This is a genomic window from Cedecea sp. AS113 (assembly GCF_037152415.1).
Lineage (GTDB): Bacteria > Pseudomonadota > Gammaproteobacteria > Enterobacterales > Enterobacteriaceae > Cedecea.
In genome coordinates, this window is sequence record NZ_JBBCMI010000002.1 from 335,853 (window position 1) to 349,660 (window position 13,808).

Annotated in this window: 13 protein-coding genes; 7 read left to right on the plus strand and 6 right to left on the minus strand. The window is 53.9% G+C overall.

Annotation, left to right across the window (positions count from 1 at the left end; genetic code table 11):
• Positions 1-106: 106 nt before the first annotated feature.
• A complete protein-coding gene (locus WFN87_RS03760; protein WP_336981306.1) occupies positions 107-904 on the minus strand; it encodes a chitosanase in 798 nt (265 codons plus the stop codon).
• Positions 905-1,433: 529 nt separating this feature from the next.
• On the minus strand, positions 1,434-2,087 hold the full coding sequence (locus tag WFN87_RS03765; RefSeq protein WP_336707219.1) for a hypothetical protein: 654 nt from the start codon (positions 2,085-2,087) through the stop codon (positions 1,434-1,436).
• A gap of 559 nt (positions 2,088-2,646) precedes the next feature.
• Here WFN87_RS03765 and WFN87_RS03770 point away from each other — a divergent pair.
• The 4 genes from WFN87_RS03770 to WFN87_RS03785 all read left to right on the plus strand — a co-directional run bounded on the left by WFN87_RS03770 (position 2,647) and on the right by WFN87_RS03785 (position 5,632).
• Positions 2,647-4,041, plus strand: a complete 1,395-nt coding sequence (locus WFN87_RS03770; protein ID WP_336981308.1) for a cytochrome ubiquinol oxidase subunit I — start codon at positions 2,647-2,649, stop codon at positions 4,039-4,041.
• Positions 4,041-5,054: a cytochrome d ubiquinol oxidase subunit II gene (gene cydB, locus WFN87_RS03775; protein WP_336707222.1), complete on the plus strand. Its 1,014-nt coding sequence runs from the start codon at positions 4,041-4,043 to the stop codon at positions 5,052-5,054. Before WFN87_RS03770 ends, cydB begins: the two co-directional genes overlap by 1 nt.
• Positions 5,054-5,176: a DUF2474 domain-containing protein gene (locus WFN87_RS03780; RefSeq protein ID WP_008461441.1), complete on the plus strand. Its 123-nt coding sequence runs from the start codon at positions 5,054-5,056 to the stop codon at positions 5,174-5,176. The genes cydB and WFN87_RS03780 overlap by 1 nt, the downstream gene beginning before the upstream one ends.
• 168 nt (positions 5,177-5,344) lie before the next feature.
• Positions 5,345-5,632, plus strand: a complete 288-nt coding sequence (locus WFN87_RS03785) for a hypothetical protein (protein WP_336981312.1) — start codon at positions 5,345-5,347, stop codon at positions 5,630-5,632.
• A gap of 38 nt (positions 5,633-5,670) precedes the next feature.
• Here the strand turns inward: WFN87_RS03785 and WFN87_RS03790 are convergent, their stop codons facing one another.
• The 3 genes from WFN87_RS03790 to nfrB are packed head-to-tail and all read right to left on the minus strand — an operon-like array spanning position 5,671 to position 11,191.
• On the minus strand, positions 5,671-6,585 hold the full coding sequence (locus tag WFN87_RS03790; RefSeq protein WP_336981314.1) for a DUF4434 domain-containing protein: 915 nt from the start codon (positions 6,583-6,585) through the stop codon (positions 5,671-5,673).
• Positions 6,585-8,969, minus strand: coding sequence for an NfrA family protein (locus WFN87_RS03795; protein WP_336981316.1), 2,385 nt, complete (start codon positions 8,967-8,969; stop codon positions 6,585-6,587). Before WFN87_RS03795 ends, WFN87_RS03790 begins: the two co-directional genes overlap by 1 nt.
• Positions 8,966-11,191: a cyclic di-3',5'-guanylate-activated glycosyltransferase NfrB gene (nfrB, locus tag WFN87_RS03800; protein WP_166992224.1), complete on the minus strand. Its 2,226-nt coding sequence runs from the start codon at positions 11,189-11,191 to the stop codon at positions 8,966-8,968. Before nfrB ends, WFN87_RS03795 begins: the two co-directional genes overlap by 4 nt.
• A gap of 316 nt (positions 11,192-11,507) precedes the next feature.
• Here nfrB and WFN87_RS03805 point away from each other — a divergent pair, with 316 nt between their 5' ends.
• Positions 11,508-11,837: an SMR family transporter gene (locus tag WFN87_RS03805; protein WP_008461433.1), complete on the plus strand. Its 330-nt coding sequence runs from the start codon at positions 11,508-11,510 to the stop codon at positions 11,835-11,837.
• 42 nt (positions 11,838-11,879) lie between these two features.
• Here the strand turns inward: WFN87_RS03805 and WFN87_RS03810 are convergent, their stop codons facing one another.
• Positions 11,880-12,428: a helix-turn-helix domain-containing protein gene (locus WFN87_RS03810; RefSeq protein WP_008461431.1), complete on the minus strand. Its 549-nt coding sequence runs from the start codon at positions 12,426-12,428 to the stop codon at positions 11,880-11,882.
• A 106-nt stretch (positions 12,429-12,534) separates the two neighbouring features.
• Here WFN87_RS03810 and WFN87_RS03815 point away from each other — a divergent pair, with 106 nt between their 5' ends.
• Both WFN87_RS03815 and WFN87_RS03820 read left to right on the plus strand, forming a co-directional pair.
• The gene (locus tag WFN87_RS03815) at positions 12,535-13,194 is read left to right on the plus strand and encodes an AzlC family ABC transporter permease (protein WP_336981386.1); all 660 of its coding nucleotides are present in this window, start codon (positions 12,535-12,537) and stop codon (positions 13,192-13,194) included.
• Positions 13,194-13,517: an AzlD domain-containing protein gene (locus WFN87_RS03820; RefSeq protein WP_008461429.1), complete on the plus strand. Its 324-nt coding sequence runs from the start codon at positions 13,194-13,196 to the stop codon at positions 13,515-13,517. The genes WFN87_RS03815 and WFN87_RS03820 overlap by 1 nt, the downstream gene beginning before the upstream one ends.
• Positions 13,518-13,808: the final 291 nt, after the last annotated feature.

Sequence of the window (13,808 nt, forward strand, 5' to 3'; positions counted from 1 at the left end):
GAGAAGGTGAGTATCTGGCATTTCTAAAGATACTGGCATTGCTTGTGCTAACCATTTTTAAAAAATTACAGGTTGAATATTTCGATACTCAGCCTCTTAATGTGAGTCAATGTTCTTCTCCTTGGCGGCCAATCACAAAGTTTTCGTCATTGGTCCCCCAGCGCAGCGGTGGCGACAGGCTATAATTCCCTTCCCTGAGAAAACGGCGCTGTTCAAGCTCAACTCGCGAGGTATCCTCATGGGCTTTTTCTTCCCGCATAATCGTCACCCGGGCATCTAAAAACGCGTTCAACCAGGCCTGCTCGCTGCCACCCTGTGCGGGTGTTTGGGCAACATTACTTGCCGCCGCGTGTATGCCCCCAAACGCCTCTCGCTGGTTACCCGGCCCATGCATCACCAGCGCATCATAGTAGATAAACTGCCCGAGCGTGCTCAGCCCGTCTTCTTTCGCTTGCTCGACGGCGGGCTCCAGATACTGCTCCGTCAGAATTTCATCCTGCGCCGCCCGAAATGCGGGATCTTTTGCCGCCCGTTTCCAGGCATCAACAAAATCAGGATCAAGTCCGGTATGGGCGCTGCTTTCTTCTTCCGCGAGCCTTTTTAAGGCTGGCAGATACTTCGCAAGCGGGTTGGCCGCCCGCTTTGACGTGTAGCGCTCCACAACGTCGAGCATATCACCATTGGCGGAAGTAAAACCGATCAGACCAGCGGTATAGCCGCGATCGTCGTCGATATCTTCTATATAGGCATACTGTTTTCGCCAGTCCCGCGAGGAGTTTTCCGCGCTGGACACCAGCTGCATGGCGATCTCTCTTTTGGCGGGGGACAAAAGATCCAGGGCAAAAGCCTGGGATGCCAGGCAGAGTCCAGTCAGTAAAAATACGCCAAACTTCGATGACAGCATCTTGTTCCCCTAAAAGAGCATTCGCGATATAGACTGGACAGTTTCGAATTAGTTCTCAGTCAAACTGTTATCCCTTTTTCTTGCCCCTCTGTTTCTACATCCCGGGCGTGGAACTAAAACGGGTGTACTTACACCAACAGCATTAAGAGCCGCAAGATATTTTTAAAATCGCAGTAGATATTGATCTCCGCAACAGCCATAAGAAGACTCCTTATGCCGCTGAACATAAGGAGGAAGCAGGTTGCCCTGACTGCAAAAGGCAGGACTGATAAGCTTTAGGGACATAGTTCCGAGTCCCCTTGAACATCTAACTCAGGACTTTCAATCTCAGGATAATTATCGCCATTTCTCAGGAATTATCTTTGAAATCAAATAAGTCACTACTAAAACCATCCCAATTGACACTCCTCTCTCCAGCCATGTTTCGAAATGAAAGAAAAAATATATAGAAAGCCAGAATATAACACCACCCCAAAGCGCACCAGAGTAATGTATTAAGATTCTTATCAACTTATTTTTAGCACTATTTTCAGATTCGTTTTTTTTGAAGTTCATTATCTAGTTCATCAATGATTTTATTAAATGCCGATTGTCCGAAAGTGTGTCTTATATGGATGGCTTCCAGAAAAGGTTGCAATGCAGGCTCCAGAAAAAAATAGAGCAAATCATAATCATACCTCCTCAGGCTATTATATACCTCAGGTGCATATGTTTGCAGCCTGAAAGATGTGTAGATGCTTCTTTCTATCATACCACCTGAAAGCAGAACATTGCCCAAAGCACTTCCTCTAACCCCCACAGTGAAGCTGGCCCGCTGAGCAATAACTTGGGCTATTCTGCCCGAAACAACAGTATTTCCTACAGCTCTACCCGTGACTGAAAAAAGTGTCTTACTGTATAAACTGTTTTGTTTTTCTTGCGGTATATATTTATTAAATACACCCAGAACATTTTCAACCGTTTTTATGAAGTTTGAGTTTTGCAAGATGCCATGTTGAAGTGCTTTAGCCATACGGATACGTTCATTTCCCCTGATATAACGGGAATCGGTATCAAGAAAACCATATGCAAGATACCCCAAGTCTTGGGGTATTGACATGACACCGTGAAAAAAGCCACTGACTGAATCTGGTGAGATGATTATTTTAGCTATTCGTCGTGCAACATCGATGTAAGTACTCATAGATCCCTCTATCTTTCTGTTTCCCGTAGACCTGAGAAATGCTTAGCACATTCACCATAACACTACTGAACCATTCTCCCTAACGCAAATTTCTCTTCCACCATAACCTACTCGCAATTCATAACTAGCCTGTGACAAAGATTTAGTTTCAACAGTACTCTGTACTGAATGATTTTATATAAGTTAATTGCTTTGATTTTTAGATCGTATCCTCCTCAGCAGTTCTTCCCCCGCAGCGCGGTGTTTTCCATCAGCATCGCGGTTATCAACCCAGCTCAAGGATATTTGGGATAGTTATTTGCATATAACGCAGGGCAAGAAAGGGAATAAACTAGCGATACCTCTTTCATTAAGTTTCGTTTCATGAGCAGCGCTCTTTGGCTGGACGTATATTGCAGTCTGATTTTTATCCAGTTTTGGGGAATAGTTTTGGAGGAATTTGGGGAAGCGTTATTGAGGGCTAAAAACTGTTATCCATTTTTGCAGTCGCTCTGTTCATACAACCCAGACGTGGCGCGGCCTACAATCGAGCCGAATAATTTGCTATGCGGAGTTCTGCATGTTCGGTTTAGATGCTTTTCACCTGGCGAGGATCCAGTTTGCTTTCACTGTCTCCTTCCACATTATTTTCCCGGCCATCACCATCGGGCTTGCCAGCTACCTCGCGGTACTTGAGGGGCTCTGGCTTAAGTCTAAAAACCCGGTTTACCGCTCGCTGTACCACTTCTGGTCGAAGATTTTTGCCGTTAACTTTGGCATGGGCGTGGTCTCCGGGCTGGTCATGGCCTACCAGTTCGGCACCAACTGGAGCGGGTTCTCGCAGTTTGCCGGCAGCATCACCGGCCCGCTGCTGACCTACGAAGTGCTGACCGCTTTCTTCCTTGAAGCCGGTTTTCTGGGCGTGATGCTGTTCGGCTGGAACCGCGTTGGCCCGGGTCTGCACTTCTTCGCCACCTGCATGGTGGCGCTCGGGACAATAATTTCCACTTTCTGGATCCTCGCCTCAAACAGCTGGATGCAAACCCCTCAGGGCTTTGAGATCCACAACGGACAGGTCGTCCCGGTGGACTGGCTGGCGGTGGTCTTTAACCCGTCATTCCCTTATCGCCTGCTGCATATGTCCGTGGCGGCGTTCCTCAGCAGCGCCTTCTTTGTTGGGGCCTCCGCCGCCTGGCACCTGCTGCGCGGCAATAACACGCCAGCCATTCGCACCATGTTTTCAATGGGCCTGTGGATGGCGGTGATTGTCGCCCCCCTTCAGGCAATGATCGGCGACATGCACGGCCTGAATACGCTCCAGCATCAACCGGCTAAAATCGCCGCCATTGAGGGACACTGGGAAAACCGTCCCGGCGAGCCGACGCCGCTGCTGCTGTTCGGACTGCCGGATATGGACCAGGAGCGCACCCGCTTTGGCCTGGAAATCCCGGCGCTCGGCAGCCTGATCCTCACCCACAGTCTGGAAAAACAGGTGCCTGCCCTGAAAGAGTTCCCGAAAGAGGACCGCCCTAACTCGCCGATTGTCTTTTGGTCGTTCCGCGTGATGGCGGGCTTAGGCATGCTGATGATCCTGCTCGGCGTCGCCAGCCTGTGGCTTCGCTACCGCGACCGGCTGTTTGAGAGCCGCCCGTTCCTGCACTTTGCGCTGTGGATGGGGCCCTCGGGGCTGATTGCCATTCTCGCCGGGTGGATTACGACGGAGGTTGGCCGCCAGCCCTGGGTCGTTTATGGCCTGCTGCGCACCAAAGATGCCGTGTCTGCCCACGGTACGCTGCAAATGAGCCTCAGCCTGGCCGCTTTCTTTGTGGTGTACATGTCGGTGTTTGGCGTCGGCTACGGCTACATGATTCGGCTCATCAAAAAAGGCCCGCAGCCGTTCGACGACCATCCGGCACAAGGCACCCCATCCCGCCCGCTGTCTGCGGTCGCTGAATCACTCGAGGAGACGCGCTAATGGGCATCGATTTATCTGTTATTTGGTTTGTGATTATCGTCTTCTCCACCCTGATGTATATCGTGATGGACGGTTTCGATCTGGGGATTGGCATTCTGTTTCCGTTTATTCGCGACGCTGATGACCGCGATGTGATGGTCAACAGCGTGGCACCGGTCTGGGACGGGAATGAAACCTGGCTGGTGCTGGGCGGGGCTGCCCTGTTTGGTGCCTTCCCGCTGGCGTATGCGGTTATCGTCGATGCCCTGACTATTCCGCTCACGCTGATGCTGGTGGGGCTGATTTTTCGCGGCGTCGCCTTCGAGTTCCGCTTTAAGGCCACGCCGGCGCATCGCCCCTTCTGGGACAAAGCGTTCCTGGGGGGATCGATTCTGGCGACTTTTTGCCAGGGTATCGCCGTCGGCGCCGTTATCTCAGGCTTTTCAGTCAGCGGGCGGCATTTTGCCGGTAGCCAGCTTGACTGGTTGACGCCGTTCAACCTGTTCTGCGGCCTGGGTCTGGTCATAGCCTACGCTTTACTGGGTGCCACCTGGCTGGTGATGAAAAGCGAAGATCCGCTGCAAAGAAGAATGCGGAGCCTGACCCCAGCATTGCTGCTGGCGCTTTTGGCCGTGATAGCGGCGATCAGCCTCTGGACGCCGCTTCGCCACGCGAATATTGCAGAGCGTTGGTTCTCCCTGCCAAATCTGCTGTTCCTGCTGCCGGTCCCGCTGCTTGTCGTGCTCTTCAGCCTGTGGCTCTGGCGCAGCGTGCGGGCAACCGACAGCCTGCACGCCACACCGTTTGTGCTGACGCTGGGGCTGGTTTTTCTGGGCTTTAGCGGGCTGGGCATCAGCATCTGGCCAAACATCATTCCGCCGGACATCACGCTGTGGCAGGCCGCTGCGCCACCGCAAAGCCAGGGCTTTATGCTGGTTGGCGCGCTTTTTATTATTCCGATAATCCTGGTTTACACCTTCTGGAGCTATTACGTATTCCGAGGGAAGGTGCAGCCTGGCGAGGGCTACCATTGATGAAAGAGACCGCTAAACGTGTCATGTGGATGGTTATTCTATGGAGCGTCAGCGTATTTGCACTGGCCGCAGTGGGGATGGGATTTCGCCTGCTGATGACAGCCGCAGGCTTTAAATCTTAATTCGCTGAGCCGTGCGTCGTGGGAAGGAATATGTTCAGTCCTTCCCGCTAACTCATTCTGAATCTATGGTGAAGAAATTGATTTTCTTTAAAACTGTGCTAATTCTTTAATGCGTTAATGAGGAAAAACAGTTAACCATTTCAATGAAACATTCAGAGGATGACAAAGATGAAATATATGCTACCCGCACTGGCTTTAACGCTGTTAGTTTCATCACCTGCTTTTGCGGCAAAACAAATTACTCATGAAGAATCATCTGGTTATACAAAAGTTGGCGATCTTTCCCTGGAACAAGACGGGACCCCGACCGTCGGACACAAGGATTTATCCAAAGAGGTAAATCAAAAGTGTGAAGCGTCCAACGTGAAGCCTGCCGACTGCTTTTATGTGATAATCGCTGCCACCGGCGACGAGTCTAATCATAAAAATATTAATATCGAAGTCTTTAAGAAATAAATAACCAGACGGCCCTAAAACAGGGCCGTCATTCATTTTTATTTCACTTCTGTTTTCACGCTGGCCTGCGGCACATTACGATATTGTAATATTCCAGCGGCAACCTCTAAATAACGCAGCGAAAAATACACTCTGTCCTGCCCCGCTGCGGGTTTGACAGACATTAAGCGCTTCTGCTCGGCAGTAGAAACAGGCTCGGCGCTAAAGTGAGCGGTATTTTTATCCTGACGGAAGAGTTCGATCACCTCACCGCTGCTTTGCGTTTGCCGGTACAGCGCTCGCGCAGCTGGCGTTAACACGCCCGTCCCGGCCCCGTCCTGCACCCAGATTTTCACCCCGCTGTGGCTCAGGGTCGTCACCCATTTTTGGTAGCCATCCGGCGACATATTGCCGGCAAAGAAGCTGCTGACGGCAACCGGTTTATCGGCCACCGAGGCGAGAGACTCATGGGTTTTTGTCAGCCATGCCAGCGCGGCCTGCTGCATATCCGGGCTTCGCCAGCGGCGGTCGTCCAGCTCGCTGCTGATGTACCAGCCCGCAATGTTTTCAGCCCCGAGCACCTGCGTCCAGCGCGTGGCAACCGCCACGTCCCGGGCGCGCAGCAGGTTAAAATAACTTTCAAGCGCAGTGAGCGGCTGATTTTGCCGTTCGAAGAATTTATCGTCCGCGGCCAGGCCCAGCACCAGCTTCAACCCGCTGTTTTTTACCAGGCGAGCCTTGCCCTCCAGCCAGTGTTGCGACTCCCCGCCGGCGAAGGCGTCCCCATAGCGGCTCCACTGAAAGACCAGAGTATCAATGCCCTGTTGCTTCAGCTGCGCCAGCATCGTGGTCCATTGCTGGTCGGTCATCGACATATCACGCAGCTGGGGCTGATACATTACCGCGTTAATGGCAAAGGCAGACGCCGGGCAAAACAGCGCGGCCGCCAGCGTTAATGCCGGAGTAAATTTCATTACCAACGCACTCCTATGGTAAGGAACAGACTGTTTTTGGAGTCTATATCGCGGTTGCGGCCGTCGAATACCCGCTGGTATTCCAGCCCCACGCTCGCCTTGTGGGGATAAGCATCATAATGTGTTTCGCCAAACCAGGTGTTATAGCGAACGCCTACGCCGCCGAGCCTGTTATCCATACTGCGTGAATGCCGCGTCTGGTTGTTGTACTGCACATGCCAGTAAGGTTCGATCGTGTGCCGCTCCGAAACCTTGTGGTGCCAGCTTTGTCGGTAATCGGCCGTGTACAGCTGATAGTCGTATTTCACGAAATGCGCCGCGTCCAGATAGAGGTTCTGCGCAAACCAGCCTTTACCCAGCGGGTGCCAGTCATCGCTGTACTCCCCGCCGTTCAGGAACGAAGCGCTGGCTCGCAGCATCATATCCGTCCGGGCATCGTCCGCCTTATCGAGAGGAAGCTGCTGCTCCACCGCCAGATAAATAACCTGCTCACGCAATGGCTTCCAGCGAACGCCCATTCCCACCATCGGCTGATAGATAGGCGCGATATTGCTGTGCCCTGCGCTGCCGCCAAACAGTCGGGTATAAACCGAAAGCTGATCGCCATCCAGAATTTGATTCTGACCAATGCGGTATTCAGCTTCAGCCTGGCCATAACTACGGTTGCTTTTATCTCGTGAGACGCCGCCGCCTGCGCCCGCTTCATTTTTAGAGGCGGAAGTCAGGCCCAGCGAACTGTCAAAGGAGAACGTCCAGCGCCGCTGGCTATCTTCGTGCACGCGGCGGAAGGCGAAGCGCTCTTTTTGCTGCGCGTCGGTTAAGCCTTTAGACGGGGTCAGCGTGTTGTCGATATCATCCACAACACGTTCGCTGTAGCGTTTGGTTTGCGGCTTGTCATCCAGCCGCTGGTTGATATAAACCATCTGTCGCAGGATTTCCGGCGAGTCAGGCATGGTTTGCAACGCTTGCTCCAGCTCGCTGCGCGCGCCGGGCATATCTCCCGCTTTAAACAGCGCAAAACCGCGCGTGGCGTGATCCTGCTCCGGCGGGGTCTCAAAGTTCAGCTCCGGCATGGCTCGCTGCCAGGCCACCTGTCGCCAGTAGTCAAGCGCGGCGCTGTCTTTCGCCAGCCAGGCGCTGCGCGCTGCGGCACGGATGTCTTCATCGCTAAGCGTTTTAACCGGCACGCTCCGCAGGCTACTTTGCGCCAGCGCGTAGTCTTCTACGGCAAACGCCAGATAAGCCACCTGCCGCGCGTAGTAAGGATTAGCATCGCGGGATTGAGCCTGCTGGGCGGCATACAGCGCCATTCCCGGCGAGGTTTGCTGGTAGCATTCCGCGAGGTGCGACCAGCTCTGCGCATCGTACTGCGGCGACATGTCGCCCAGGATGGTGATGACTTTATCGCACTGGTCTTTAAGCACGCGCGCCTGCGCCATACGAATTTCAGCGGCGGAAAGCGGTTTTGGCTTCACAACCGGCAGCGTTGTCTCTGGTAGCTTCAGCCCGCCCCACGTCACCATCAGATAGCGCCAGTTATGTTTCTCACTGTCCGTATCAAAGGCAGGCTTGTGGCTGGACAGGTAATTTTCCAGTTCGGGATGTTTCTTGCGCTCCGCCAGGGACTGCGCGTAGGCCAGCTGCATACCCGGCGTGTTCATGACGCCCTGCTGCTGGAGATCCAGAATACGGCGATCGCGCCCAAGATGAAGCAGGATGGCAAACCACTGCTGATACTGCTCTTCACTCAGCGTCGCCAGCCTGTCCTGCAGGGCAAAGCCGCGATCGGCTGTTTGCCACTCCTGCAGGTAAATAGCGCGCTGAGTCAGGTTGTTAATCAACGTGTGCCGCGCAGGCGAGGTGCGAAACGCATCGTCGTTAAACTGCTGCAGCGCGATATCCAACGCCCCAAGCTTAACGGCAAAGTTACCCACTTCGGCGCGGCATACCACGGAAGGAGAAGCGTTACATTCGTCGTTAAACGCCAGCAGTTGCTCACGCGTTGTCACATTTTTAGCTGGAAGGGGAATAGCGTCCCGCGCCCGACGGACCTGCGCGTTGTCGGGCGTTTTGCGTAGTTGCTCATTCAGCAGCGCAGCCGCTTTATCGTCATGGTGAAAATGGCGATACGCTTCGGCAAGCCAGAGTGTCAGTCGGACGCTATCCGGGGCCAGCTCGCGGGCGTGCTGAAAACTGCTGATGGCACGCTGCTCATCGTTGGCTTTCAGCGCCTTTTGCGCGCGCTCAATGTGTGGATACACCTTGAAGTAGCGGTAATCGCTTAACCCCAGATCCTCTTTCGAACCTTCGGTGGCCGCCAGGGAATACCCGGCGATCATCAGGCCGCATGTCAAAATAGCTAACGGTTTAAGGGTGAACTTCATGCTATTTCTCCTGCAAGGCTGGAGATTTGCAGGCTGCTCAACCCGGCTTTATGCATCAGCCCATTTAAAGAAGGCTGGAGTATTTTTTGCTGTTCCAGCGCACGATCGACCGCGTGTTGGTCGACAACTTGTTCCTGCACCAGGAAATCACCAAACTGCATTTCACTGCGCTCATAGCGCAGCAGTACCGCTTTCAGTACAGCCTCATCCAGGTGACTTTCCGTAATCAGCACTTCGGCAAACAATATTTGCCCGGAGACATATTCCTGCCAGATAGCCTCGGCCTGATCCGAAGTTAACATTTCCGCATTGACCGCTCTGGAGAGCAGTTCCGACGGGTCGTTTTCAGACTGGAGATACCAGCGACGTAGCCCCACCACAACTTCACCTCGCGGCACGATAACGTAACTTACTGGACGCTGAACTTTGCGCCCCAGCGCAGCAAGAGAGACGGGATCAATGGCACTTTCGCTGGCAAAAATCAGCGTTCCCTGCTCCTCGCGTAGCGGAAGCACCGCGTAGTGCAGCGCCACATTTGCCGGCACCGATTTAACCAGCGCCTCATCTAAACGACGGCTGTCGATGATTTCCATCGGCACGCTTGCCTGTTCCGCCAGAGCATTCGCTAGCTGTTGGGCCGTAATCACCCCGCGATTAACGAGGCTCCCCCCAAGTTTGAGGCCAGGTACTCTGTTTTGCAGCGCTTCCATCAGTTGCTCTTCGCTGATAACGCCCTGGCTGACCAGAATTTCACCCAGCGGACGAAGAGCACGGTTGCGGGTATTGACTGTCGGGAAGTCATGGGTTGTTTTATCCCAGGCAACGCGCCTCGGATCACCATGCTGGATCACCTGACGAATTGCACGCCAGTTGGCCATAAAGTTGATTAAGTTGCCCCAGAACAGGCGTGGAATGGACATCAGTCCCTGCCCTAAGCCGTAGTAACCGGTGACGAAGATAATTCGCTGTAAAATTCGGTTGGCCATCAGGAAAAAGTTTATCCACAGCAGAGTGCTGAGCCATGCGCCACCGACAAAGATCGACAGGAACTGCCAGGCGCCTTCTACGCTGCGCTGATAAATTAACAGCGCCACCAGCTGCAGCATCACCAGCATGGCGGCAAAACTCAGGAAGTTAGCCACAGCGCCTTTCCGGTCGCGCCACAGGAAGTAGTTAAGTACCCAGTTATTGCTCCAGCGATGCGTCTTAAATCCCTGAAAAACGATACCAATAATCCAGCGGGACTTTTGGCGCACCGCAGTCGTATACGTATCCGGGAAATATTCGCGCACGCAGATCACTTTTGCGGTGCGTTTACGCTGGCCGAACGGCCTTGCGGAACGATCGGTGTCATCCACCACCGGGAAGCGACAGAATATCTCCTCCATCCCTTTTTGCCGCAGGCGGAAACCGATGTCATAGTCTTCGGTCAGACTTTGCACATCAAAGGCGATACCGTCACCATCAGCAAGCAGCGCCAGCACCGCGCGGCGGCTGAAGCAGGTGCCGACGCCAGCGCTTGGCACCTGGCCTGCCAGCGCCTCACGCACCGGGACATCCTTGCCGTGGAGCTCGGAGAACTCGTCGAGATAGCTCAGGCTGGTGAAATGGGTCCAGCGGCGCTCGAAGGGGTAAACCGGAATCTGAATCAGATCTTTACGGTCAACGAGGTAGTTGAACAGCCGCAGCTCCATCGGGGAAATAACATCCTCTGCATCGTGCAGAATAAACCCTGAAAAGGAGAACCGGGCGTTACGCTCAAACTGCAAAATCGCATCAAGGATATTATTCAGGCAGTCGGCTTTACTGGTTGGGCCTGGGCGGGCGCAAACCACTTTGTGCACGTTAGGGAAACGGGCACACACCTCATCGACGTCGCGCTGCGTGTCAGGATCGTTGGGGTAGGTACCGACAAAAATATGGTAATTCTCGTAGTCGAGCGTGCTTGCCGCAAGGCTCGCCATATTGCCAATAACGCCGGTTTCATTCCAGGCCGGCACCATGATAGCAAGCGGCTTTTCCTGTGGTTCATACAGCTGCTTATAGCCTAAATGATTATGCCGACGATAAACGGTACAGGCGCGCCAAAGGCGGCGGAACCAGAACACAATATCAATAAACAGATCGTCGATTCCGCTGATAAGCATCAGAATCGCCAACCCAATCGCTATGACCTTCAACCCATACAGATAAGTAGAAAAATAGTCTACTAACCAGTCCATGCCTCACCCCGAGGTTATTTATCGTTAACGACACTACACGACATCGCAGGCATACGGTCAGCCCCAAATGTTACCGGTATCATAGTTGATCAGAAAAATCTTACAAAGGATAATATTTTGCTATTTTCTTTCCTCAACATTAAAGGCACTGCTCGTTAACCATATAACCAGCTCAAGATTCTTTAATTAACAAATTAAACAGTTCATAAACATTCATCAGGATGCGTTCGCCTTTTTACCTGGCCGTCTTTCGAAAAATACGGCACCAGGTCAGAATAGCGCTCCGCAACCGCCGTCTCTCACTGGATACACCGACATGACCTACAGCTGGCTTATTCTCGCAATCGTTGCCGAAGTGATTGCTACCACCGCGTTAAAACTTTCCGATGGTTTCAGCCGCCTGTGGCCAAGCGTCGTCACGATTCTTTTTTATGCTGTCGCATTTTACGCGCTATCTATTACCATGCGCACTATCCCAACCGGGATCATTTATGCCATCTGGTCCGGCGCCGGCATCGTGCTCATTGGTATGATTGGCTGGCTTTTCCTCGGGCAAAAACTCGACTGGCCTGCCCTGGCAGGGATGGCGCTGATTATACTCGGTGTGCTGGTTATTAACCTCTTTTCTAAATCCGTTGCACATTAACGAGCGCCGTCCGGGCTGTCTTATCACGGCAGCCCGGGTCTGTTAATTTTGCTCGGCCACCATAATGGCCATCGTGTCCGGCTCCAGCGCCCGGAAAATATGCGGCTGATCTGCCGGGTAGCAAATATAGTCCCCGACACCCAGCTCTGCGGCAGACTCCGTCAGGCCGACCAGAGCCCGCCCCTGCGTCACAATCATATGCTCCACCGAACCCGGTGGATGCGGCTCTGAAAGCCTTGGCGTGCCGGGCTGCGCTTCGACCAGATAGATATCCCGACGCACGCCTGGCGGACAGGTTGCCAGCAAAATAGCGACATAATTAGCCTGTTCGGCGGCAATGCGGCTGCCCTCACCCCGGCGAATAATCTGCGTCCGGGCGCTTTGCGGCTCCAGCAGCGTGGCGAACGGAATATTTAACGCCACGCACAGCGCCCAGAGCGTCTCCAGGCTAGGATTACCGTTCCCGGCTTCCAGCTGTGAAAGCGTGGATTTCGCAATCCCGGCCCTGCGGGCGACTTCCGCCAGCGACAGCCCCGTCCGCCCACGTTCACGCACCAAACTTTTTGCGATGGTGTCTATTGGCTGGGTCATAAAACTCCCCCACTGTTCGTTAAAATGAACGATTCGTTCGCTTGATATGGTAACAGATTGCGGTCATTATAATGGCGATTTCGTTCGATATGGAAAACATAAGATGATGCGAGAACATCTCCGTACCCTGCCCGGAGACACCAAAAAAGCGATATTTCTGGTCTGCCTGGCCGTCGGCGTCGTGGGCGTCTCCTACGGCTCGCTGGCGATGGCCTACGGGTTCCCACTCTGGCTGCCGGTTCTGGCCTCTTTTGTTGTGCTGGCGGGGGCATCCGAATTTATGTTTATCGGTATTATTGCCAGCGGCGGGAATCCTTTTGCCGCCGCGATGGCCGGTCTGCTGGTCAACGCCAGACATATTCCGTTTGGCGTCGCCGTGCGGGAACTGGTGGGCACACGCCTGCCAAGCCTGTTGGGCTGCCATATCATGAACGACGAAAGCGTGGTGTTCGGGCTGTCCCAGGCCACGCCTGAAAAACGCAAAGCCGCCTACTGGCTCTGCGGGGCTGGCGTCGCGATCTTCTGGCCCGCAGGAACGCTGCTTGGCGCAGGCGTAGGCAGCCTGCTTCCCTCGCCGGAGGTTATCGGGCTGGATGCTGTATTCCCGGCTATCCTGCTGGCGCTGGTGATCCCGGCGTTTAAAAGCCGTACCACACTGGTTCGCGCCTCGACCGGGGCCGCCATTTCACTTGCCGCCACGCCTTTCGCCCCCGTTGGCCTGCCGGTACTGCTTTCAATGCTGGGCCTGCTGGCGAGGAAAAAATAATGACCAATACATTCACCGTGCTTGCCGGCCTGGCCGTGCTTTCCGCAGGAACATGGCTGATGCGTTTCAGTGGCGCAAAGCTCGGCAGCAAGCTGGCGCTTTCCGAACGCTCGCAAAAGCTGCTTAACGACGGGGCAACGACGCTGCTGTTTTCGGTGGCGCTGGCAACCACCTTTTTTGAAGGCGCGCACTTCGCCGGATACGCCAGGTTTGCAGGTGTTGCCGTGGCCGTATTCCTTGCCTGGCGCAAAGTGCCATTGATTTTTGTCATTATCGCCGCGGCGCTGGTTACCGCGCTCCTGCGCCTCGCCGGTCTTCACTGATGGGCTGCCGCTTTTGCGCGGCCCTTCGCATATTCCGCCTTAACCGCAGCGCAACAAAACGCCTTCCTTGCCCGTTTTTACCTTGCTGACAAACCTTTAAATCACTTTTGATTCACCGAATAGTTTCGCGCAGGGATTATCGCTAGAGTAGCCAGGTTGCGTGCTGACGCTGCCCCTCATCCCGGCCTTATCCCCAAAAGGGAGAGAGAGAAAACAAACTGCGCATGGTTTTTATTCCCTCTCCCCTTTGGGGAGAGGGTTAGGGTGAGGGGCGCAAACAACAATGGCTCA

Excerpts from the sequence above, each read along its gene's own strand:
- WFN87_RS03820 (WP_008461429.1), top strand. The coding sequence starts at position 13,194 with ATGACCAATACATTCACCGTGCTTGCCGGCCTGGCCGTGCTTTCCGCA.
- WFN87_RS03765 (WP_336707219.1), bottom strand. The coding sequence starts at position 2,087 with ATGAGTACTTACATCGATGTTGCACGACGAATAGCTAAAATAATCATC.
- WFN87_RS03795 (WP_336981316.1), bottom strand. The coding sequence starts at position 8,969 with ATGAAGTTCACCCTTAAACCGTTAGCTATTTTGACATGCGGCCTGATG.
- cydB (WP_336707222.1), top strand. The coding sequence starts at position 4,041 with ATGGGCATCGATTTATCTGTTATTTGGTTTGTGATTATCGTCTTCTCC.
- WFN87_RS03815 (WP_336981386.1), top strand. The coding sequence starts at position 12,535 with ATGCGAGAACATCTCCGTACCCTGCCCGGAGACACCAAAAAAGCGATA.
- WFN87_RS03785 (WP_336981312.1), top strand. The coding sequence starts at position 5,345 with ATGAAATATATGCTACCCGCACTGGCTTTAACGCTGTTAGTTTCATCA.
- WFN87_RS03780 (WP_008461441.1), top strand. The coding sequence starts at position 5,054 with ATGAAAGAGACCGCTAAACGTGTCATGTGGATGGTTATTCTATGGAGC.
- WFN87_RS03770 (WP_336981308.1), top strand. The coding sequence starts at position 2,647 with ATGTTCGGTTTAGATGCTTTTCACCTGGCGAGGATCCAGTTTGCTTTC.
- WFN87_RS03790 (WP_336981314.1), bottom strand. The coding sequence starts at position 6,585 with ATGAAATTTACTCCGGCATTAACGCTGGCGGCCGCGCTGTTTTGCCCG.
- WFN87_RS03810 (WP_008461431.1), bottom strand. The coding sequence starts at position 12,428 with ATGACCCAGCCAATAGACACCATCGCAAAAAGTTTGGTGCGTGAACGT.
- WFN87_RS03805 (WP_008461433.1), top strand. The coding sequence starts at position 11,508 with ATGACCTACAGCTGGCTTATTCTCGCAATCGTTGCCGAAGTGATTGCT.
- WFN87_RS03760 (WP_336981306.1), bottom strand. The coding sequence starts at position 904 with ATGCTGTCATCGAAGTTTGGCGTATTTTTACTGACTGGACTCTGCCTG.
- nfrB (WP_166992224.1), bottom strand. The coding sequence starts at position 11,191 with ATGGACTGGTTAGTAGACTATTTTTCTACTTATCTGTATGGGTTGAAG.